Below are 22,369 nucleotides of genomic sequence, written 5' to 3' on the forward strand. Positions count from 1 at the left end.
ATTCAAAACCGCCGGGGCTCTAGTCGCCGCTGGATGAAAGTTCAGTGGCAGGTCAGAGTTGTCAGAGTCGGACCTATCTTTTGCTTTGTCGATGTACGGACCCGCGATGAAAATCTCATAGCGCTCCATCTCCCGCTCAATCTCGTCGCGACGAGCAGCAAGCTCCAGCTTCTTAATACGTTCGTATTGCATAACTATCCATCGGTGAGGTACGCAGCAAACATCCAATATCACAGTGGGAAAATCAACCTGTAGTATTAGCACTGGATGCAGAGAGGATCGGTTAGCTTGGAAAGCGTGAATTCGCTCATCCGCCCTTAAAAATAATTCAGTTAACACCCTCAATATTCGCAAGTTAATTTAGACCTTCATACACCGCCAGAGGTATGGACTTCAGTCGCAACGTTAACGCCATGGTTAAAAAATGCGACGCTCTATAGCCTGCGCTGCTACACAAATTGCTACGAAACTTGACACAGAATTATAATTATCTAATTGAATTAATTATATTAAATTGGATCGTCAATCCTGTCGGGTGCGCCATTTTTGTAGCGTTAGGAGCTCCGCTGGCTATCGGGAAACTTCATTTGAGCAACGCAGATTTGAAATGAAATTCGCAGTTAAGCCAAGCTTGTCATCTGAACTACTTAGCTGGACTTTTATTTTACTGGAATTTCCTGTGAAATTCGCTGCGATAGTGGAGATTCGAATAGCTCCAGCCATGAACGTAGACACGCTCGTCGTTGGCTGACCATGCTTTGCTTGGAGTTCATCCACTATCAAGGCGAAATCATCGAGTGTCCCGACCCTATGCATTCTCACCGCAGAAATCTTATCATCGCATATGTAAAGGCTGAAGTCCGTCCCGCTGACCACCCATTCACTGGGAAAGGCGGGAGACTTCTTTAACTCCCATCCACGCGCGGTCGCGTTCTTTCTCGCATCAGCAAAGAGTTGATCTAACTCGAAGCCATGCAAATCGTCGAAAGATTGAGCGTAAGCCGTATTGCCAACGACAGATATCACCACGACAAAAATGATCGATTTAAGCGCAGAGAAATTCAGCATCGGGGCCTTGTGATCATCTTCGGGAATGCAAGTTTAACTCCGGTGGAGCGTTGCGTCTGCTAGCGGCGAATTGCTAATGGAATTGCTAATAAGCTGTTCTAAAAAAACGCTGAAAAATCAACAAAAACAGTAGCGAGCGTCACCCGGATCAGGTTCAAGGGTCCGGCTCAACGCCATCTCAGCACCGTCTGGTGCTCCCCTCGGAAGAGTTTGTTTTGTAAGTCAAGTTTCATAAATGTCAACGTCCCGCCGCCGATCCGCCGTCAGGCGCGATCGCGGGTACCCGTATCCATCTGCGTATTAGTTATTGAGGAAATTAGATTTATCGAAAATTAGTTATCTCTTGAAACTGCATTTCAATATTGTACGACTAATTTGGCCCCGGGAAAGATGATTGGGGGCGAATTTGAAGAACTTCTGGCAGGATAAATCGGGAAATTTCGGCATTCTCAGCGCCTTGTTGATGGTGCCGCTGATTGGCGCCGCCGGCGTGGCCCTTGATGTGACGCACGGCATGGCCGTCAAATCAGACCTGCAGATGGCGGCGGATGCCGCGGCGCTCGCGGTGGTTGCCGATACGTCGGCGAGCGTTCACAAGGCAAAGGAAATGTCGAGTGACGGCGTCATTACGCTTGGCGGCGATGAGGCTTCCGCATTCTTCGAAAGCAATGAGAGGGCCAATCCCGACTACAAGCTCCTGTCTCTCGACGTGTCGGTGATCAAGCGCGGTAACGCCATCGAATCGTCGGTGAGCTTCAAGGCATCGATCGGCACGACGCTTTCACGGGTCCTCGGAGAGGATCTCATCACTGTTTCGGGCAAGGCGACCGCCAAATACGAGACGGAAACATTCAGCGACTTCTATGTGCTTCTGGATAACACTCCCTCGATGGGCGTTGGCGCCACGCCGACCGATGTCGCCACCATGGTTGCGAATACGAGCGACAAATGCGCTTTCGCCTGTCACATCGTGACAAACGGGGTGGTGGACAAGAACAGCTATTATTACAAGGCCAAAAGCCTCGGAGTGACGACGCGCATCAATGTGGTCGCAAAGGCCACGGCGAGCCTTATGGACACGGCGAAGTCCAACCGCAAAAGCAGCAATCAATATCGCATGGCGGTCTACACTTTCGGAGAGAAAGCCGAAGATACGAAGCTGCTCGAGGTCGTTCCCTTGACGTCGGACCTGGCGACCGCGAAGAAGAAAGCCGGTGAAGTCGACCTGATGTCGATCCCAAAGCAGGGATTTAACAACGACCAGCAGACGGATTTCGACCGGGCACTCACTCAGATCGGCGACAAGATCGGCAATTCTGGCACTGGGGCGAGTTCGGCCAGCCCCGAGAAGATTATCTTCTTCGTTTCAGACGGTGTCGGCGATAGCTACAAGCCATCCAGCTGCACCAAAAAGACGACCAGCGGCCGCTGTCAGGAGCCGATCGATATCAAATATTGCACGAAGCTGAAGGAAAAGGGCTTCCGGATCGCCGTGCTCTACACCACCTATCTGCCGCTGCCGACCAATGATTGGTACAATAGCTGGATCGCGCCCTTTCAGCCGGAAATCGGCGCACGCATGCAGCAATGTGCTTCTCCGGGACTGTTCTTCGAAGTCAGCCCGTCGCAGGGCATCAGCGAGGCGATGACCGCCCTCTTTAAAAAGGCCATCACATCACCCCGCCTGACGGGGTGATGGAGAACGAACCCGCTATCGTTCAGCCGATGGTGCGAAGTTTTTCAAACAGCTGCCGCTGGCTGCTATCGGCACGGTAGAATATCGCCGGCTCGCCGAGCGGCGCTTCGACGGTAATGTCTCGCCCGCCGCGATAATGCGTGTCGCTCCACAGATGCACCCATTCGCCGTCGCCCGGAAGATAGAGCGAACGTTGCGTTTCTCCGGCTTTCCAGACCGGTGCGACAAGCATGTCCGCCCCGTAGAGGTAGCAGTCCTGAATTTCGTAGGTCTGCCGGTCATCCTCATAATGCAGGAAGAGGGGGCGTTGCACCGGCAGGCCCGACTCTGCAGCCTCGGCGGAGAGCGACTTCAGATAGGGGGCGAGCGCGACATAGATGGATGTCATACGGGCGAAATGGGCAAGAACCGCCTCATCCTGATCGATCTGCAGATTGTCGCGCGGGCGGTTGCCCTCATGGGTGCGCATGACCGGCGTGAAGGCGGCCATCTCCGTCCAGCGCATGATGAGTTCAGCGGTCCTGACATTGCCGAACAGGCTGGTGTAACCCCCGATGTCCGAGTGGTGATAGGCATTGCCCATGAGGCCGGAGGAAAGCGCGCCGCAGATGACGGTGACCAGGCCGTCGTGACGGGAGAAGTCGACAGACTGGTCGCCGCCCCAGATCAGCGGGCAATGGGCTTGCACGCCCGTGAAGCCGGCCCGCATGAAGAACAGCGCTTCGCCGGTCTTGCCACGGCTCTCGACGGCCTTCGCATTGACCTCGGCCCAGAGAGTGGGCCAGGCATTGTGCATCAGCTTGGCGTCGACGCCATTGGAAAGCGCGATATCGATCGGCAGATATTCGCCGAAATCGGCCATCCAGCCGGAAAGGCCGAAATCCAGCATATTCCTGCCGATGATCTCCTCGGCGAACCAGTCGGCGGCGGCCGGATTGGTGAAATCGACCACACCGCAATCGAACTCGCCGAAATCCACCAGCGCCGTTTTTCCCTCGGCGTCGGTGGCGAAATAACCAGCCTTTTCGGCGACCGGGAAAAGCGGGCCGTCGACGCAGAGATAGGGGTTCACGTAACCCAGGAAGCGGATGCCCTGATCGGCAAGCTCGGCGATCTTCTGGCGCAGATGCGGATAGCGCGTATCATTCGCCTGCCAGTCCCAGAACAGGCGGGCGCCAAAGGATGTCTGGCGAAGACCCACCCAGTCTTCGCACCAGAGGCCAGACACCTTCGTTCCGGCCGCGCGGATTTTCTCCAGCCGGGCAAAGGAGTTGGCGCCGTCCTTTAATCCGATGATCGCGCCGTTATAGACCCATTCCGGCAATTCCGGCTGACGTCCGAACCGCAGCGAAAGCGCGGAAACGATATCGGTGAAACTGTCGCCGGCGAAAAACTCGATCCTTTCAGGGATGGCCCAGATTTCGATTTCGTGGAAATCGCCATTGCGGAAATCGAAGACCGAATAGGCGGTCGTTTCCACATGCAGCGCATATTTGCGCGACGAGAGCCAGGTCGGCTGAGGATAGTTGGTGTTGTAATAATCACCGCCCGCCTTGCCGCTGACGTCAGACTTGTAGGTGATTTCGGTTGTCTTGTCGCGGCCGACCCCCGGCTCGGAGGTCCAGAGCGGGAAACGACGGCCGCGCATGTCGAAATAGGACATCTGCTCGCCGCCACCCCAGACATGCTCGTCCGTTTCCGCAACGATGCGCAGCCAGAGGCGGTTGACGGTTTTATCTAGAGCCGTCAGCCTGATAGCGTTGCCGTCGAGCGTCAGGCGAAGGCGCGGTGCCTGTCCCGGTGAGGATGAGAGCGTGACGCTGTCGCCGTTGACCTCCGCATGGCGCAGGGCGGTTCGCTCGATGACATAGTCTTCGATATCGAAATTGCCGCGATACATATCCATCCGCTCCTTGCCGAAACCGGCGAAGAAGGCCGGACTATCAGACGAATGGGAAAGGATGGTGCGGTTGCCGATCGCGAGTGTGAAGCCGTCTTTGGTCGTTTCGAAATGCATGACTTAACCTTTTAGCCCTTGAGACCACCGGCGGTGAGGCCCGAGACAACCCGTTCCTGGAAGATAACGATCAGGATCGCGACCGGCACGATGCCGACCACCAGCGCCGCCGAAATGACCGGCCAGGGGAAGGCGAATTCACCCTGATACAGCTGGATGCCGACGGGAAGCGTGCGGAGCGCCGGATTGGAATTGAAGGACAGCGCCAGCAGGAACTCATCCCAGGCATTGACGAAGGCGAGGATGCCGGCGGTGAAAACGCCCGGCGCGCAGAGCGGCACGACGACCTTGAAGAGTGCGCCGATGCGGGTGCAGCCGTCGATCATGGCGGCGTTTTCGAGATCGCGCGGAATGCTTTCGAAGAAAGAGACGAGCATCAGCGTGCAGACCGGAAGAGAAAGGACCGTGTAAGGCAGAATCAGTGCCGTCCAGCTGTTGAGCAGGTTCAGCGCGCGCATGATTTCGAACAGCGGCACCAAGAGCGTCACCAGCGGGAAGGTGGAAACGGCGATGATGAGTGAGAGGATCAGCGCCCGGTATTTGAGGTTCAGCCGCGCCAGCGCATAAGCCGCCAGCACCGAAATCAGAATGGTGAGCGCCGTGGAGAGCAGGGCTACCATGAAGCTGTTGAACAGGAAGAGGTGCAGCGGCTGGTCGGAAAAGGCCTGCATGTAGTTAGCAAGCGTCGGGGCATGCGGAAACCACGTGATCGGCTTGACCGTCAGTTCCGCTTCGGTCTTCAGCGAGGTGAAGAGGATCCAGATTGCCGGGAACAAGCCGTTGACCAGCAGGATGGAGGCCGCGATGAAGCGCAGCGGCTTGCCGGAAAAGACGGAGGACAGACCGGAATTTGCAACGGTGCTCATGGGATCAGTCCTTCGTCCTAATGATGCGGAGATAAACGGCGGTAACGCACATGGAGAGCGCAAACATCATGACCGCCAGCGCCGAACCGTAACCGAGATCAAGGAAGGAAACGGTGTTCTGGTGGATATACATGGCAAGCGTCGTGGTGGACGTGCCGGGGCCGCCGCCGGTCATCATGTAAGGAATATCAAAGGTCTGCAGCGCTGTGATCGTACGGAAGATGAGGGCGACGACGATCGAGGGCTTGAGAAGCGGCAGGGTGATTTCGAAGAACTGGCGGACCTTGCCGGCGCCATCCACATCAGCCGCTTCATAGAGCGAGCGTGGAATGGTCTGAAGGCCGGCGAGGATCATCAGCGCCATGAACGACGAAGTTTTCCAGATGATCGTCAGGCAGATGGCCGCAAAGGCCCAGTTCGGCGAGTTGAACCAGATGATGCCTTCAAAGCCCAGCCGGTTCAGAACGTCATTGACCACGCCATATTCGTAATGGAAGAACCATGCGAAGATGAGGCCGGCAAAAGAGAGCGGCAGCGCCCAGGGAATGAGCAGCGACAGGCGCATCGGCCACTGCATGGAGAAGGGGAGGTTGGCGAGCAGCGCCAGCCCTAGGCCCATGAACAGCGCGCCAGGCACGGTGATCAGCGTTATCAGAACCGTATTCCAGGTCGTTTCCCAGAAGATTGGATCGTCAAACATCGCCGTGTAGTTTTCAAAGCCGATGAATTCCGCCGGCAGGCCTGATGTCAGCGACAGGCTGAAAAACGAGGTGTAGACGAGCCGCGCCACCGGATAAACGATGATAAGCGAAAGCAGGATCGCTGCCGGCGCCAGCAGAAGCACGGCCAGCGACCGGTCGCCGAGATCGAGCCACCGCGTCCAGCGCGGCTGCGGTTTCTCGTCCACCCGAACCATGGTTCTATCAGGCATTGTCACGTCTGCCACTCCCGCAACTGGATTCACGTCATCGTCTCCCGATCGGACCGGTTTATATCCGGCCCGTTTATCGCGCCGTTCAGGCGGCGTTATTCCTGTCAGTCGAAACGGCCGGAAAGGGCATGGTTTGCATGCCGCCTTCCGGCCCAAAGCTTAGCGCAGAACGCGCCGCAGACGGCTTTCCATCTGCTTTGCGCCGTCTTCCGGTGTCATCACGCCGGCAAGCACGCCATTGACCGTGGTGCGGATCGTCTCGCTGACCTCGTTGTAACGCGGTGTCACGGGGCGGGCCTTCGCGGTCTCAACGACTGGCAGGGCGTCCGCGAACCAGGGGATCGTCTTGGTCACGTCCGCATCCTTGTAGAGTGCGGCATAGGTGGGCAGAAGGGCGGCGTTGATGGCCATGAACTTCGACACATCCTGACCCGAGAGATACTCCACCAACTTCTTGGCTTCGTCCTGCTGCTTGGAATAGGCGGAAACGCCGAATTCCCAGCCGCCGAGGCAGGTCGTCTGCTCGCCGCCTTTGACGGCGGGCAGGCGGGCGACGCCGACCTTGTCGTTCACCTGCGATTCCTTGCCCTGGAAATGGGTCCAGGCGTAGGACCAGTTGACGGCGAAGAGAACCTTGCCGGCTTGGAATTCCTTGCGGGTATCGTCGGTTGCCACTTCCGAAATGTTCTTCTTGGAAATGCCTTCGTCGACGAAGCTCTTCCACAGCTTCAGCGAATCCACGGCGGCCTTGTTGTCGAAATTCAGCTTGCCGTTTTCAACCAGGGACTTGCCTTCGCTCCAGTAGGGCAGGAGGAAGGTACAGACCGCGCCTTCGATCGCCTTACCCTGGAAGGACAGGCCCTGAAGTTCGGGGTTCTTTTCGCCTTCCATCACCTTCTTGGAAGCTTCCTTCAGCTCGTCCCAGGTGGTCGGCGGCTTGATGCCGTATTTGTCGAGGAGGTCTTTGCGGTAATAAAGGAACATGGAATCGGCGAAGGCGGGCAGCGCCACGATCTTGCCATCCACCGTGTTGGCTTCCGCATAGGTCGGCAGGTAGGCGGACAGGTCCTTGCCGGCAAAATCGCTGGTCCAGCCGGCCGTGGCGAACTGTGCCGGGCGGATGATGTCGAGCATCAGCACGTCGAGGCTGGAATCCTTGGCCGACATGACGGTGTTGAGATATTGCGCCTGCATTTCCGAGGTGTTGCCGCCGGTCTCGATGACCACCTTCACACCCGGCGTCTTGCCCTCATATTGATCAAGCGCCTTGCGCCACACATCCGGCTGATGCTGGCTGGAAACGAAGATTTTCAGTTCGGTATCGGCAAAGGCCTGTCCCGAAAAGGCGAGCATGGTCGCGCAGAGAGCTGCACCCATAAGGGCTTTGCCCCGGATAGCTTTGAATGTCATGTGTTCCTCCCATTATTAAACCCTTGGCCGCAGCATTTTTCGCCGGGCGATCAGTGGATAGAGCGTTCCGTTGCCGCGTCGAAAAGATGGACCTTGGATGGATCGACGCCGATCCGCAGTTCCTCGTTCGGCGTCGGCCGAAGCTGCGGCGGCATGCGTGCGGTCAGCGCCGCATCGCCAAGGCTGAAATGGACGAGCGTGTCCGAGCCCAGCGGTTCCACTACCTGCACCTTGACCGCAAGCTGCGTGTCGAAGCCCTCGACGGGGCCGAAATGTTCCGGGCGAATGCCGACGATGACTTCACGCCCCTCGAGGCCCGTTTCGCGCGATGGCCGGATCGCGGCCATCGGCAGGGAATTGCCATCGGAAAATGCCAGCCGGTCACCGCTCACCTTTGCGCGGGCGAAATTCATCGCCGGGGCGCCAACGAAACCGCCCACGAAGACGCTTTCCGGTCGGTTATAGACCTCGTCAGGTGTGCCGACCTGCTCGATATCGCCGCCGCGAAGGATGACGATGCGGTCCGCCAGCGTCATGGCCTCCACCTGGTCGTGGGTGACGTAAATGATGGTGGTGCCGAGCTGCTGGTGCAGACGCTTGATTTCCGTGCGCACCTGTCCGCGCAGCTTGGCATCCAGATTGGAAAGCGGCTCGTCGAACAGGAAGACCTGCGGACGGCGCACGATGGCGCGGCCCATGGCCACACGCTGGCGCTGGCCGCCCGAGAGCTGGCCGGGTCGCCGGTCGAGAAGGTGCTCGATGCCGAGCATCCTCGCCGCCTCGTCAATGCTGGCATTGGCCTGCGATGCGCTGACACCGCGCACCTTCAGGCTGAAACCCATGTTTTCGCGCACCGTCTTGTGCGGATAAAGCGCATAGTCCTGAAACACCATGGCGATGTCGCGCTCACGCGGCGGGAGCCGGTTGACGACACGGTCGCCGATCCTCACCTCGCCGCCGGTAATGCTTTCCAGCCCCGCGACCATGCGCAGCGTCGTGGATTTGCCGCAGCCGGAAGGGCCGACGAACACGACGAATTCGCCATCGTTGATTTCAAGGTCGATGCCCTTGACGATGCGAAGCGCACCGTAACTCTTGTCCAGCTTGCGCAGGCTGACCGAAGCCATATTTTCCTCCTCACGACCGGCGCGTCCAGAATTTGAATGGACGCAATAGCCGGTATCAACCTTCAAATTCCACGCATCGCATCTTCGAAAATCGATCCCGATTATTTGGCGATATCGTGGGATGGCGAAACGCCTGTCTCCCTGAGGTCGTGATATTACCTTTCATAAAAAGGAAATCAATAGTGTATCAATTTTATTTCTGACAGAAATCAAAAACTATTAACCCATTGATTAAAAGAAATATAACTGCAAAATCAGCCCAACGGCAGGCTGCTGCTTGCTTGCCTCCCGTCAAATTCTTTCATCCATGTGGATCACGCGAAATTTTCGCAATCTCAACGTATGCGTGAAACGTATCGTGCGACGGTATGGTCGAACCAGGTCCATGACACTTCGGCCACGGCGCCATCCTGCGCCTGGCTGAGGCGCAGAACCCTCGGCACCGAAACGCCGGCTTTCTGGCCGAAAACCTCGGGCGCCCATTCGGGCACGTCGCCGAGATCGATGCGATCCTCCGCCTTCGATATCCAGAGGTTGAGGCGGGTGCGGTAATAGAGGTAGAGGGATTCCGACATGTTCTCGATGGCGATTGCGTTGACGTAAGAACCATCAAGCCAGATCTCCTCGATGGCTGCGGGTTTGCCGGCGATGCGCCGCAGGCGGCGGATCCTGTGCCCTTCCGCCGATGTGCCGAAAGCGGGCAGGTCAGCGGGCTTGGCAAGGCGCGCCACATCCAGAACCTCCGCCGTCGGCAGGCCGCCGCCTTCGATCAGTTCGAGGCGGAAGAAGGCATAGACGCTTTGCGGATCACTGACGGCGCGGATGTAATTGCCGGAACCCTGCACGCGCTCCAGAAGGCCGCGCTCCTGCAGTTCAGCAAGCGCCTTGCGCAGCGTGCCGACGGCGATACCGAGATCGGCCGCCATATCGCGCTCCGGCGCCAGCTTCTCGCCGTCGATCAACCGGCCCGCCGCCACCTCGCGCACCAGCATTTCGGCGATCTGCATATACATGGGCAGGCTGCCGCCAGTGTGTTTCATATGCCGTTTCCTCCCCCGAAACAAAAATTGATACATCATTGATTTACATATTTCTTGATGTTATGCAAGAAAAACGAGAGCGGCCTTGAGGAGGAATTGCATGACCGTCGTACCCGTTACATCCGCTGATCTCGATGCTGCCGAGGTCTCCTGGTTTTCCGCTTTGTGTTCCGATGACTACGCCTATCTCGGCGTGCCTGACGGCAGCCTGCGCTCCAGCTTCGAGCATTGCTCCGATATCGTCAAAAAAGCCGAAGAACTCGGCTTTCGCAACATTCTCTGCCCTTCGTCCTATCAGGTCGGGCAGGATACGCTGAGCTTCGTCGCCGGCTGTGCGCCGATCAGCGACCGCATCAATTTCCTTGCGGCGATCCGCTGCGGCGAGATGCAGCCGATCATGCTGGCGCGCACGGTTGCCACGCTCGATCACATGCTGAAGGGCCGCCTGACGCTCAACGTCATCAGCTCCGATTTCCCCGGCGAAGTGGCCGACAGCGCCTTCCGTTACAAGCGCAGCCACGAGGTCGTTGAGATTCTGCGTCAGGCCTGGACCCGCGACACCATCGATCATGACGGCGAGATCTACCAGTTCAAGGGTGTGTCGACCGAACCGGCAAGACCCTACCAGCAAAATGGCGGCCCGCTTCTCTATTTCGGTGGTTACTCTCCCAATGCGCTGGAACTCTGCGGCGCACAATGTGACGTCTATCTGATGTGGCCCGAGACGAAGGATCAACTGGCAGACCGCATGCGCGCCGCCAATGAGCGCGCCGCCGCCCATGGACGCACGCTGGATTATGGCCTGCGTGTCCATATGGTCGTGCGCGATACCGAGCAGGAAGCCCGCGAATATGCCGAACATCTGGTCTCGAAGCTGGATGATGAGTATGGCCAGCTGATCCGCAACCGCGCTCATGACAGCGGTTCGCTCGGCGTGTCGCATCAGGCACGAGCCCGCGAACTCGCCGACAAGTTCGGTTATGTCGAACCCAATCTGTGGACCGGCATCGGCCGGGCGCGCTCCGGCTGCGGCGCGGCGCTGGTCGGTTCGACGGATCAGGTTCTTTCGGCGCTGGAGGACTACCAGAAGATGGGTATCCGTGCCTTCATCCTTTCCGGTTATCCGCATCTTGACGAGGCGGAACATTTCGGCACCAAGGTTCTGCCGCAGATGAAAACCTGCTCCCTGCCGCATGCCTACGGCCGGGTGCCTTCTGAAACGCCGACCACGCCGCTCGGCAACGGGGAACGCCACTGATGGAACGCATTGCTCTTTCCGACAAACTCGAACTCAGCCGCATCGTCTACGGCATGTGGCGCATCGGTGACGACGCCGACACTTCACCGGCCCATGTACAGGCGAAGATCGAGGCCTGCCTCGCGCAGGGCATCACCACCATGGATCAGGCCGATATTTACGGCGGATACACGGCGGAAGCCATTCTCGGCGCCGGCCTGAAGGCTGCACCGGGTCTGCGTGACAAGATCGAAATCGTCACCAAATGCGGCATCGTCGCGCCGGCCGGGCGTCACTCAGCCGCGCGCGTCAAGCATTACGATACGACGGCCGGCCACATCAACGCTTCGGTTGAGGCATCTCTTCGCGACATGGGAACGGATCATGTCGACCTCCTTCTCATTCATCGCCCGGATCCGCTGATCGACGCGGAAGAAACCGGCAAGGCGCTCGATGCGCTGGTGGCGTCCGGCAAGGTGAAGGCCGTCGGCGTCTCCAACTTCCGCCCGTGGGACTTTTCCCTGCTGCAATCGGCCATGAGCAACCGGCTGGTGACCAACCAGATCGAGATGAGCCTTCTCGCCACGGATTGCTTTACCAATGGCGATCTCGCTTTCCTGCAGGAAAAGCGCGTTTCTCCGATGGCATGGTCGCCGCTTGGCGGCGGTTCGCTGTTTTCGGGTGCTCATGGTGGCACCATGGCTGCCCTGCAGCGCATCGGCAAGGAACAGGGCGTTGATGCGACGGCTGTCGCGATCGCCTGGCTGCTGCGTCATCCGGCGAAGATCGTGCCGGTGCTCGGCACCAATAATATCGAGCGTATCAGAACCGCGGCCGATGCGCTCCGCGTGACGATGGACCGCCAGACCTGGTTCGAACTCTACACCCTTGCGATTGGAAAAGAGGTGCCGTGATGACAGTGGCAGAGGCGATCAAGATGCCCAATGAGCATGTATTCGTTCCCGGCGGCGAAAACAGCCGCAGCTTTCGCAATGCGCTCGGCGCTTTCACGACAGGCGTGACTGTCGTGACCGCCACCACGCCGGAAGGCCCGATCGGCATGACAGTCAACAGCTTTGCATCCGTGTCGCTTGATCCGCCGCTGGTGCTCTGGTCACCGGCCAAAAGCTCATCACGTTATCAGGCCTTCAGCGGTGCGACCCATTTTGCCATCCACGTTCTGAGCGCGGATCAGGACGTGCTGAGCGCCCGCTTTACCCGCAACGGCCGTGCCTTCGACGATCTGGATTGGGAATTGAACGACGAAGGCGTGCCGGTCATTCCCGGAACACTTGCCCGTTTCGAGTGCCGACAGGCGGCGGCCCATGATGCGGGCGACCACACCATCATCGTCGGTGAGGTGCTGCGCGCCGCGCATCGTGATGGCGATCCGCTGTGTTTTTCGGGCGGCACCTTCGGTCGCTTCGCCCGGCAATAACGGAACCTTCAGTCATTCCGGAAACTTCGGTATCAGTGATGCCGTTATTAGGGAAACACTCCACTTTTCTAAGGAGCGCGCTGGTCGCGCTCCTTTTTTGCGAAGTAAAATAGCATTCTTCGCTTTTTATACTGACGCTGGTCTCTGAAACCGGGTTAAGTGGCAGCAAGAGATGATTCGCCGGACATAACAGGCGAAATGATGCGCCGATGAGGAAAAATTGATGACCGGTGGTTTCTGGCGGGAAGAGGCGTCGAAGACCGGTTCAGGTTTTAGGCCCGTCCGGCAGTTCTTCTTGCGGGCATCAACGAGCCTCCTTGCGCTGGCGTTGTCCTCTGCCATCGCGCCTGCTGCATTTGCAGAATCCATCGCCTGGGTTGGCTCTTCCTCGGATGACTGGTTCTCGCCAAGTAGCTGGTTTGGGTACACGCGTGTGCCGGGAGCGAACGACCTCGCCGCCATCGACGCTCAAGGCCCGACAATAGCCGCCGGGCGTGTCGCAGAAATCGATGAACTCGGCATTGGCATTACTCTGGATGGGTCGCTGTCAGTGGAGGGCGGCCTTAAGACTTCCAATACAAAACTCGGCAACAAGGATTTGGTCGCGGGCACGTTAAATTTTTCCGGCGGCGATTGGTCGAACAAACATGACATATTTATTGGCGGCGTAGGCATTGGGGAAGTCTCCCTCACCGGCAGCAGGGCGGTCTCCGGTGGGAATGTCTACCTGGGTGGCGGTTCGGGCCATGGTTGGCTCACTCTCGACAATCTATCGAGTTTCGATAATACCGGCACCACTTTTGTCGGTGTCGCGGCGGATGATGGCTTTGATCAGTTGCAGATTCTTGGCGCAAGCACGTTCAGGACCGGCGGATTTGTGATCGCAGATGGTATGGATTCTGTAGGCACCGTCTCCGTCGAGGGGAGCGGAAGCAGCCTTACCGTGTCGCAGGATATGGTGATTGGCCATGGCGGCAACGGGCTTCTGACGATCTCCAGCGGTGGTGTTGTCAAAAGTCTTGCGACCACCATCATCGGCAATCTCGCGACATCGAGCGGAGGTTCGCTGACCGTCAACGGCCGTGGTTCCATTCTGGAAACCTCCGGCCCCTTGATTGTTGGCAATGAAAGCTCGGCAAGTATGTTTGTCGGGACGGCGGCAGAGGTTATCAGTGGCGCTGTCGTGATCGGCCGGCATTCGGTCGGTCGGGCCACCGTCACGGGCAGCGATTCCCGGTGGATCACGGGCAATCTGAGTATTGGCGGTGATGAGAACGATCCTGGCGGTGCCATCGGTGATGGTGCAGTTGATGTAATGGCGGGCGCTGCGATCAACAGTGCTTCGGTTCAACTTGGCGCTGTCTCGGGTGCCAGGGGGTCTGCCACTGTTGAAGGCGCGGATTCTGCCTGGACGATCGGAGACGATGGTCTTTCTGTCGGCCTTTCAGGCTCTGGTTCCCTGAGCGTCAAAGCCGGCGGTCATGTCGATTCCGCCAACACGGTTGTCGGGGCAAAAGAGGGGAGTGATGGCTCTATCACGGTTTCCGGGTCTGGAAGCACCTTCAACAACGCCGGTGATCTCGATGTGGGTTGGGAAGGCGACGCTTCGCTGCATGTCGATACCGGCGGCACGGTAACAAGCGACAGCGCAATTGTCGGCACAAAATCGATGATTGCCGCGGTGAACATCAGTGGCGGCGGCTCGACCCTGACGCTCGCAAAGACGCTGATCGTCGGATATGAGAACGCTACCACGGGAGAGGTTTCCGTCACGACCGGCGGCGAAATCCGGGCGAAGGAGCTTTCGATCGGCGAGCTTGGCGGCTCTTCCGGCAAGCTGAGCGTTATCGGAGCGGGTTCGATCGTTACCGTCTCCGTTGACAGCAATCTCGTCAATTCCGGTTCAACCTATGTCGGGTGGCGCGGCGGTGGGAATTTAACGGTGACCGATGCCGGTTCTCTCGGCACAAATCGCCTGTTTGTTGGCACGCAGGCTGGATCAAACGGCTTCCTGCATGTTGGTGGTATTGGCTCGCAGGTTGAGGTCCACGATGCTCTCGTGATCGGTGGAGGCGGCAACGGTTCAGTCGAGGTGACTGGCGGCGGCGCTCTTGCGGCCCACACTATTGTCATCGCGGCAGCGGCAGGTTCCACTGGCGTTTTGAACATAGGCGCCCGCGCGGGATTGACGGCGCGAGTGGCAGGTGAGGTTGACGCTGCGGGAATCGTTTTCGGCGCTGGCGACGGCAGTATCGTTTTCAACCATTCGGAAGCTGATTATGACCTCTCCGCGAATATTTCGGGTGCTGGACGTGTTGTCGCGGAGAATGGCGTCACCACGCTCGCAGGCCACAACAGCTACTCCGGCGGCACCACCATATCTGCCGGTACCTTGAAAGGCAGGGCGACAAGTTTTGGTTCTGGTCAAATCGCCAACAGCGGGCAACTCGTTGTGGATGGGGCAGGAACGCTTTCAAATAGTCTCACCGGTTCCGGTACTGTCGAAAAGACGGGCGGCGGCAACCTCGTTCTTGCCGGCAACAACAGCTATTCCGGTATAACAACGATTTCGGCCGGCACGCTGACTGGAGCGGCAAAAAGCTTCGGCTCGGGCGAGATCGTCAACGATGCGCAGCTCGTGGTGGATGGGGCTGGTACGTTTTCAAATGTCGTCAGCGGCACCGGCACCTTTGAAAAGACTGGCGACGGCAATCTGGTTGTGACCGGCAACAGCACATATTCAGGCGCAACCGAGGTTTCATCGGGCAAGCTCAGCGTCAACGGCTCGCTGGCGAGCGCCGTTTCCGTCCGCAGCGGCGCGACGCTTGGTGGTTCCGGCACCATCGGCGGGCTGACTGTCGCTTCCGGGGGCACGCTGTCGCCCGGCAATTCGATCGGCACCCTGACCTCGACCGGCGATGTGCGATTCTTCAGTGGCTCGACCTATACGGTTGAAATCGACGCGTCCGGCAATTCCGACAGGATTGCCGTCACCGGTACCGTCACCATCGACAACAACGTCAAACTCGTCGTCACGCCGCTTGCAAGTCATTCAGCCTATAGTCTCGGCACGCAATATCCGATCTTGACGGCAATGGGCGGTATTGCCGGCACTTTTTCCGGCGTGGACGAGAAATTCGCTTATTTGGTTGTGAACGTCACAAAGAGCACGGATAACGGCACCGCATATCTCTCCTTTAATCGTGCATCGCCGGATTCCGGGCTGCTTGCCTCTGAGACATCCTCGGAGAATGCCCAAAATGCCGCCAATGCTGTCGAGACAGCGCGGGAAGATCCGGCGCTTTATCAGGCGGCATTGTTTCTGGGGCAAAATGAAACCCAATCCGCCTTTTCGCAGCTTGCCGGCGAGCTGCATCCGTCACTGGCCATGGCATTGATAAATCGCAGCCAGCTGACGCGGGCTGTCATTATCGAGAGGTTGCGCAGCGCCTTCGACGGCGTGGATGCGCGCGCGATCATGCCCGCCGGCAATGCGACGGGCGGGAGCGGAACGCAGCGTGTGGACGAGGGTTCTCTTACGTTCTGGTCCAATGGATTCGGATCGCGCGGCCGTGTCGACGGAGATGGAAATGGCGCTACGGTCGATATCAAAGGCAAGGGCGTCCTTATCGGCCTGGATGGGGATTTGGATGACGGCGTGCATGCTGGTGTTGCTGCGGGTTACGGCCACGACAGCATAAGCCAGAAGTCCGCATCGGCGGATGTGGATAGCTATTATGTGGCAGCTTATGCAGGTCTGACGAACGGTCCGGCATCGCTGCGCCTCGGCGCGACCCATGCCTTTCAGGATATCGACACGCGCCGCGTGCTTTCCTTTTCAACATTGCAGGAAAATCTCACTGCCAGCTATGGTGCGTCCACAACGCAGGCCTTTGCCGAAGCAGCCTGGCGTTTCGATCTCGATCGCACCCTCATCGAGCCCTATGCCAGTATCAGCTATGTGAACCTTGAGACGGAGGCCTTTGGCGAGAAGGGCGGCGTTGCCACGGTTTCGTCCGGTTCGGCGAGCCATGATCAGCTATACACGACGCTTGGTGCGCGTTTGCGTCAGGATATTTCGTTGGACGACATGTCCGGGCAGGCGACGTTCGATATCGGGTGGCGGCACGCCTATGGTGACCCGTCAGTGGTGAGCACATTGTTTTATACCGGCGGCAATGGATTTTCCGTCGCAGGAACAGCGATGACGCAGGATGCTGCGCTGCTTAACCTGGGGCTCAGCTACGATCTTGCTCCTTCCGCCACTTTGACATTCCGTTATGGCGCGGTCTTTGGGGCAGGAGTGCTGGATCAATCCGCTTCGGCCGAACTGGGAGTCCGTTTCTGATGTCGTTCAGACCACACAAGTCGCGGAATGCGGCGCTTGCTGTTGCCGTCTTCGCCGGGGCCATGGCGGGTGACGCCGGTGCGCAGGAAGCCGCGAAACCGGCCGTGCCGCTGCATGAAGTTCATGGAAGCTGGCAACTTGCCTGTGCCGCACCAGTGAAAAAAGATCTCGCCGATCCGAACACCACGCAGACGGCGCCGGCCAAACCGCTCTGCGCCATCGCGCAGGTGCAGCTTGAGGAAAAAACCCGCAAACTTGTCGTCTCGGTCGAATTCCGGCTTGATGATTCCAAAACGCCGGGACAGCTCTCAGGCATCATCGTCATGCCGTTCGGCCTGGCTGTCACCAAACTCTTTTCGATAAAATCCGGCAATGTGCGGCTGCAGGAAGTGCAGGTGAGCACCTGCCTTCCGGTCGGCTGTGTCGTGTCTTTCACGCCCTTCGTCGAACTTGTCTCGGCTCTGGAAACAGGCAAGACGCTGACGATCGAAGCCCCGGATCTGCATGGAAGAACCGTCTCATTCCAGCTGCAGTCGGCTGGTTTTTCCGAGGCGTTGAAGCGCCTCGGAAGCCTGTATTAAGCCGCGACGGAATCGGGCTCTGCGGCGCCTTCCGGCTTTTGCTGTTCAGCATGTTTCTCGGCTGATTTTTTGCGGGAAAACAGCCCGGTGAGAAAGTGGCCAAACCTGTCCATTTCCACGAAGATGACGGGCGTGATAAACAGCGTCAGCAATTGCGAGACGATGAGGCCGCCAACCACGGCGATGCCGAGCGGCTGGCGCAGTTCTGAACTCGCGCCCGAGCCGAGTGCAATGGGCAGTGCGCCCAGCAATGCGCAGAAAGTCGTCATCATGATCGGCCGGAACCGGCGTACGCAGGCTTCGCGAATGGCGGTAGCCGGCGGTTCGGCCTTTTCGCGCATCAGTTCCACCGCCACGTCGATCATCATGATCGCGTTTTTCTTGACGATGCCGATCAGCATCAGCAGGCCGATCAGCGCGATGATCGAGAAATCCATGCCCATCACCTTCAGCGCCACCAGCGCGCCGAAGGCCGCCGCCGGCAGGCCGGAGAGGATGGTCAACGGGTGGATGAAGCTTTCGTAGAGCACGCCGAGAACCACATAGATGGTCAGCACCGCCGCCAGAATGAGGATGCCGGTATTGCCCTGGCTCTGCTGGAAGATTGCCGCCGTGCCGCCATAGCTGGTGAAGACATCCTGCGGCAGGCCTATCATGCTCTTGATCTGATCGATCCGGCTTGTGGCATCGGAAAGCGCCACGCCGTCAGGCAGGTTGAAGGAAATCGTCGTGGAGACGAGCTGGCCCGTCTGGTTGATGGTCACAGACGCCTGTGTGCGGGTGAGGGTGGCGAAGTTTGAAAGCGGAACCAGAACGCCCGATTTTGCGGAGAGAATGTTGATATCGCTGAGGAAATCATCGTTCCACGGTTTGGAGCTGTCGAATTCCACGATAACGTCGTAGCTGTCGCCGGTGGACTGGATCTGCGCCGCCGTATAACCGCCAAAAGACATTTCCAGCGTCTTGCGCAGCTGGTCATTGGTGATGCCGAAGGCGGCCGCCTTTTCCGGATCGACGGAAATCGTTGCGGCGATCGCCCCATTCTGGGCATCCGAGGTAACTGACGTGAAGGTGTGATCGCGGCGCATCGCCTCCATCAGCTTGTTCGACCATTCATTGGTCGTGTCGGCATTCAGGCCCTGAACGACGAGCTGGTATTGGCTGGCGGAGCTGCGCCCGCCGAAACGCAGGCTCTGCTGCGGATTGATATAGGTGCGGATGCCCGCCACTTTCGATGTGGCCTGCCCAAGTTCCGTGAGCACCTGGCTCAGCGGCGCACGCTCTTCCTTCGGCTTCAGTTCCACGAACATCGAGCCGTTGTTCAGCGGGTTACGGGAATTGCCGCCCACAATGGAGGTGACGTGCACCACGGCCGGATTCTTGCGGATCTGATCGGCGACCTGAGCCTGCAGGTCACGCATCGCCGTGTAGGAAATATCCTCACGCGCCTGTGTCGAGACCGAAAGACGGCCAATATCTTCCTGGGGGAAGAAGCTGGAGGGCAGGGTTTCGAAGAGATAAAGCGATGCCGCGACCGAGGCGAGAAATGACGCCAAAACGATGCGGCGATGGGAAAGGCACCAGCCGACGGCGCGACCATAGGCGCGTAGCGTACGTTCGAAACCCGCATCGAACCAGCGGATGATCGCCGGTGGTCTGGAGGAATGGCCGGAGAGGCGTGAAGCGAGCATCGGCGTCACCGTCAGCGACACCAGTGCCGAGGCCATGATCGCCAGCGTGACGACCATGCCGAACTCGTTAAAGAGCCTGCCGATGACGCCGCCCATCAACAGGATGGGAATGAAGACGGCAACCAGCGAGATGGACATGGAGAGAATGGTGCTGCTGACCTCTGCCGCGCCCTGAAGGGCGGCTTCCCGCATGGGCAGGCCTTTTTCATGCAGGCGCAGGATGTTTTCCAGCATGACGATGGCATCGTCCACCACCAGCCCCACGGACAGGGTTAGTCCGAGCAGTGAAATATTGTCGATGCTGTAACCCAGGACATACATCATGCCGAAGGCGGTGATGAGCGACAGAGGCACGGCAAGCCCCGGAATGATGGTTGCCGTCAGGTGTCCGGTGAAGAGATAAATGACAGCCACCACCAGCCCGATGGTGAGGAACAGCGTGAACTGCACGTCCGAGATCGCGTCCTTGATCGCGGTCGAGGCATCATTCATCACGTTAATATTGACTGAAGGCGGTAATTGTTGGTGAAGCGCCGGAAGCTTGGCCTTGATGGCGTCAACAACCTCGACTGTATTGGCATCCGGTTGACGCTGCACGGCAAGAATGATGGCCTGTTCGCCATCGAACCAGCTGCCGGCATTGGTGTTGTCGATGCTGTCGGTGACATTGGCGATATCGCCGAGGTGAATCCGTGCGCCGTTGGTCGTTGAAACGACCAGCGAGCGGAACGCCTCGGCATTGGTGCGTTGCGTGTCCGCCTCGATCGTCAGGCGTTGATTTTCGTTTTGCAAGGCCCCGACGGGCACCTGATTATTCGCTTGGGCGATGGCCGTGGTGACGGTGTCGACGCCGAGCCCTCTTGCCTGGAGCTGCGTGGGGTCGAGGCCGATGCGCACGGCGTAGGTCTGCGCGCCATAAATACTGACCTGGGCGACGCCCGAAATGGTGGAAAGAAGTGGCGAGATGATGTTTTCGGCGATTTCGTCCACTTTGCTGGTGGGCATTTCCTTGCTGTTGACAGCGAGCAGCAGCACCGGCGCATCGGCCGGGTTGGTTTTGCGATAGCTCGGCGTCGTCGTCATGTTGCTCGGCAACTGCCGCTGCGCGCGCGAGATTGCCGCCTGCACATCGGCGGCCGCAGCATCGATATTGCGGTTGAGATCAAACTGCAGCACGATCGAGCTGTTGCCGAGCGTGTTGGTGGCGCTGATTTCGCTGACGCCGGGAATGGTTTCGAACTGCTTCACCAGCGGCGTGGTGACCGAGGTGGCCATGGTTTGCGGCGAAGCGCCGGAAAGCGATGACGAGACATTGATCGTCGGAAAATCCACTTTCGGCAGGGCGGCAACGGGCAGCAGGCGGAAGCCGGCGAGCCCTGCCAATATCAGGCCTATGGCAAGAAGCGTGGTGGCAACGGGCCGGTTGATGCAGAAATTCGGGATCATTGGCCGCCAACCTTTTCCTGCGGAATATTGGCGGCCAGATTGCCGGCCGCGCCGCCCTTGTTGGAAAATTGCTCGACGACGAGCTGGCCATCGGCAAGTTCCGATTGGCCCTCGACGATTATATGCTCACCGCCGTTCAGGCCGCTCGCGATGGCCGTGAGATCGCCATTCGAACGAGCGACTTCCACCGGCGTCATATGGGCATGATGGTCGCTATCGACGGTATAGACGAAATTGCCCTTCGGACCGGGCCGCACGGCGACCGTCGGCACGACGATCATCTCCTCATCCGAAACAAAATGAGCCGTGACGTTGACGGACTGGCCGGGCCATAAAAGACCGCGATCATTCTTGAATTCCGCCTTGGCCAGCACGGTGCCGGAGGTCTGGTCCACCGTATTGTCGTAGAACCGCAGCACACCGCTCATCGGCTCGCCACCCGTTGCCGCCGGATCGACATCAACAGCGGTGTCTTTTGTCACGCCTTCACGCAGTTGCGGCAGATAGCGTTGCGAAAGCCGGAAACTGACCGAGATCGGATCGTATTTGGTGATTGTCACGATATTGACGCCTGCGCTGAGATAGGCGCCGGGGCTGACAGTGATGTCGCCGAGCCGTCCGTCGAAAGGCGCGCGGATTTCCATATGCTCGAGCGTCACCTGATCTGAGGCGAGCGTTGCCTTGTCGGCATCGATCTTGGCGCTGGCGCTGTCGCGCGCTGCCCTGGCCTGATCCAGTACCTGTTGCGATTCCGCGCTTTGCTTGACCAGATTGGCGGCGCGCTGGAAGGCTGCCTCCGTCTGCTCAAGCGTTGCCTGATCAGCTGCGATATTGGCTTTGTCCTTGTCGACGGCGGCGCGGGCGATGCGATCGTCCATCTTGAGGATCAGATCGCCTGCCTCGATGTGCTGGCCATCCTTCGCCTCGATTTCGGTAACGAGGCCGGCCTGAAGCGGCGCGATATTGGTGATGTCGGCTGCAACCGCCCAGCCCGTCGCCGTTGCATCCATCGGCAGCGTCGCCTTGCTGACGGCGATGGTGCTGACGGTGGGTGGCCCGCCATTGCGCCGACCTCCACCTTGTCTTTGTCCCTGCTGTCGGGCTGGCTGGCCGCTCTGGGCCGATTGTGCCGCCGGTTCGGTGTTCGCCTGCTGCGAAACGCTGGCGAATTGTTTAAGGTAAGGAACTTGGTCGAGCGGCAAGCGATCCCTAAAATACCAGGTACCGGCGGCTGCAATGGCAAGAACGCTGAGGGCGGTCCAGAAACGTTTCATCTGACGATTCCGCGTAATGAGAGCGATACATGTTTCCCGAACATGTGCGGTAAGCCTTGGGAGCAGCTTTCCCCCACAAGACACCCAATGCGCTGCGAAATCACCTTAAACTTTTGTAATGGCGGCGACAATGACTGTCGCTATATGCGTTGTCTTTCAGGGGGCAGACGGTTTCGGTCCGTGCCGAAAGCCCATGCTT

At 58.6% G+C, this 22,369-nt stretch carries 16 protein-coding genes; 6 read left to right on the top strand and 10 right to left on the bottom strand.

The genetic code is table 11. From position 1 onward, the window contains the following. Together QRN60_RS21340 and QRN60_RS21345 are read right to left on the bottom strand one after the other, a co-directional pair. Positions 1-192 (bottom strand): hypothetical protein (locus tag QRN60_RS21340; RefSeq protein WP_284766654.1); only part of this gene is annotated, 192 nt, incomplete at its 3' end. A 378-nt stretch (positions 193-570) separates the two neighbouring features. Further along, on the bottom strand, positions 571-1,068 hold the full coding sequence (locus QRN60_RS21345; RefSeq protein WP_111817761.1) for a hypothetical protein: 498 nt from the start codon (positions 1,066-1,068) through the stop codon (positions 571-573). Between the two features lie 406 nt (positions 1,069-1,474). On the opposite strand from QRN60_RS21345, the gene QRN60_RS21350 reads away from it, so the two are divergent. Continuing rightward, a complete protein-coding gene (locus QRN60_RS21350) occupies positions 1,475-2,764 on the top strand; it encodes a pilus assembly protein TadG-related protein (protein WP_111817777.1) in 1,290 nt (429 codons plus the stop codon). A 22-nt stretch (positions 2,765-2,786) separates the two neighbouring features. On the opposite strand, the gene QRN60_RS21355 is transcribed toward QRN60_RS21350, so the two are convergent. The 6 genes from QRN60_RS21355 to QRN60_RS21380 all read right to left on the bottom strand — a co-directional run bounded on the left by QRN60_RS21355 (position 2,787) and on the right by QRN60_RS21380 (position 10,155). Beyond that, positions 2,787-4,781 carry an alpha-glucosidase gene (locus QRN60_RS21355; RefSeq protein WP_111817760.1) on the bottom strand — a complete coding sequence of 665 codons (1,995 nt, stop codon included), beginning with the start codon at positions 4,779-4,781 and terminating at the stop codon, positions 2,787-2,789. A gap of 11 nt (positions 4,782-4,792) precedes the next feature. Then, positions 4,793-5,647 (bottom strand): carbohydrate ABC transporter permease, encoded by an 855-nt coding sequence (locus QRN60_RS21360; protein WP_080866815.1) that lies wholly within the window; start codon positions 5,645-5,647, stop codon positions 4,793-4,795. Positions 5,648-5,651: 4 nt separating this feature from the next. Further along, positions 5,652-6,563 carry a carbohydrate ABC transporter permease gene (locus QRN60_RS21365; protein WP_003506425.1) on the bottom strand — a complete coding sequence of 304 codons (912 nt, stop codon included), beginning with the start codon at positions 6,561-6,563 and terminating at the stop codon, positions 5,652-5,654. Positions 6,564-6,737: 174 nt separating this feature from the next. Beyond that, entirely contained in the window at positions 6,738-7,988 is a 1,251-nt protein-coding gene (locus QRN60_RS21370; RefSeq protein ID WP_111817759.1) for an ABC transporter substrate-binding protein, read from the bottom strand. A 50-nt stretch (positions 7,989-8,038) separates the two neighbouring features. Beyond that, positions 8,039-9,115: an ABC transporter ATP-binding protein gene (locus QRN60_RS21375; RefSeq protein WP_111817758.1), complete on the bottom strand. Its 1,077-nt coding sequence runs from the start codon at positions 9,113-9,115 to the stop codon at positions 8,039-8,041. A gap of 335 nt (positions 9,116-9,450) precedes the next feature. Further along, the gene (locus QRN60_RS21380; protein ID WP_111817757.1) at positions 9,451-10,155 is read right to left on the bottom strand and encodes a GntR family transcriptional regulator; all 705 of its coding nucleotides are present in this window, start codon (positions 10,153-10,155) and stop codon (positions 9,451-9,453) included. 100 nt (positions 10,156-10,255) lie between these two features. On the opposite strand from QRN60_RS21380, the gene QRN60_RS21385 reads away from it, so the two are divergent. From QRN60_RS21385 to QRN60_RS21405, 5 genes are all read left to right on the top strand, one after another. Continuing rightward, positions 10,256-11,413: an LLM class flavin-dependent oxidoreductase gene (locus QRN60_RS21385; RefSeq protein WP_111817756.1), complete on the top strand. Its 1,158-nt coding sequence runs from the start codon at positions 10,256-10,258 to the stop codon at positions 11,411-11,413. After that, complete coding sequence (locus tag QRN60_RS21390; RefSeq protein WP_003506437.1) at positions 11,413-12,306, top strand: aldo/keto reductase; 894 nt, start codon at positions 11,413-11,415, stop codon at positions 12,304-12,306. The genes QRN60_RS21385 and QRN60_RS21390 overlap by 1 nt, the downstream gene beginning before the upstream one ends. Beyond that, a complete protein-coding gene (gene smoA / locus QRN60_RS21395; protein ID WP_003506438.1) occupies positions 12,306-12,830 on the top strand; it encodes an NADH-dependent FMN reductase SmoA in 525 nt (174 codons plus the stop codon). The genes QRN60_RS21390 and smoA overlap by 1 nt, the downstream gene beginning before the upstream one ends. Before the next feature lie 223 nt (positions 12,831-13,053). Next, positions 13,054-17,178, top strand: coding sequence for an autotransporter domain-containing protein (locus tag QRN60_RS21400; RefSeq protein ID WP_111817755.1), 4,125 nt, complete (start codon positions 13,054-13,056; stop codon positions 17,176-17,178). Further along, entirely contained in the window at positions 17,178-17,759 is a 582-nt protein-coding gene (locus tag QRN60_RS21405) for an invasion associated locus B family protein (protein ID WP_003506442.1), read from the top strand. Before QRN60_RS21400 ends, QRN60_RS21405 begins: the two co-directional genes overlap by 1 nt. Here the strand turns inward: QRN60_RS21405 and QRN60_RS21410 are convergent. After that, a complete protein-coding gene (locus QRN60_RS21410; RefSeq protein ID WP_284766665.1) occupies positions 17,756-20,896 on the bottom strand; it encodes an efflux RND transporter permease subunit in 3,141 nt (1,046 codons plus the stop codon). The genes QRN60_RS21405 and QRN60_RS21410 overlap by 4 nt on opposite strands. Then, positions 20,893-22,170, bottom strand: a complete 1,278-nt coding sequence (locus QRN60_RS21415; protein WP_111817753.1) for an efflux RND transporter periplasmic adaptor subunit — start codon at positions 22,168-22,170, stop codon at positions 20,893-20,895. The genes QRN60_RS21410 and QRN60_RS21415 overlap by 4 nt, the downstream gene beginning before the upstream one ends. Positions 22,171-22,369: the final 199 nt, after the last annotated feature.

The sequence above is a fragment of the Agrobacterium sp. CFBP2214 genome (assembly GCF_030209895.1).
Taxonomy (GTDB): domain Bacteria; phylum Pseudomonadota; class Alphaproteobacteria; order Rhizobiales; family Rhizobiaceae; genus Agrobacterium; species Agrobacterium radiobacter.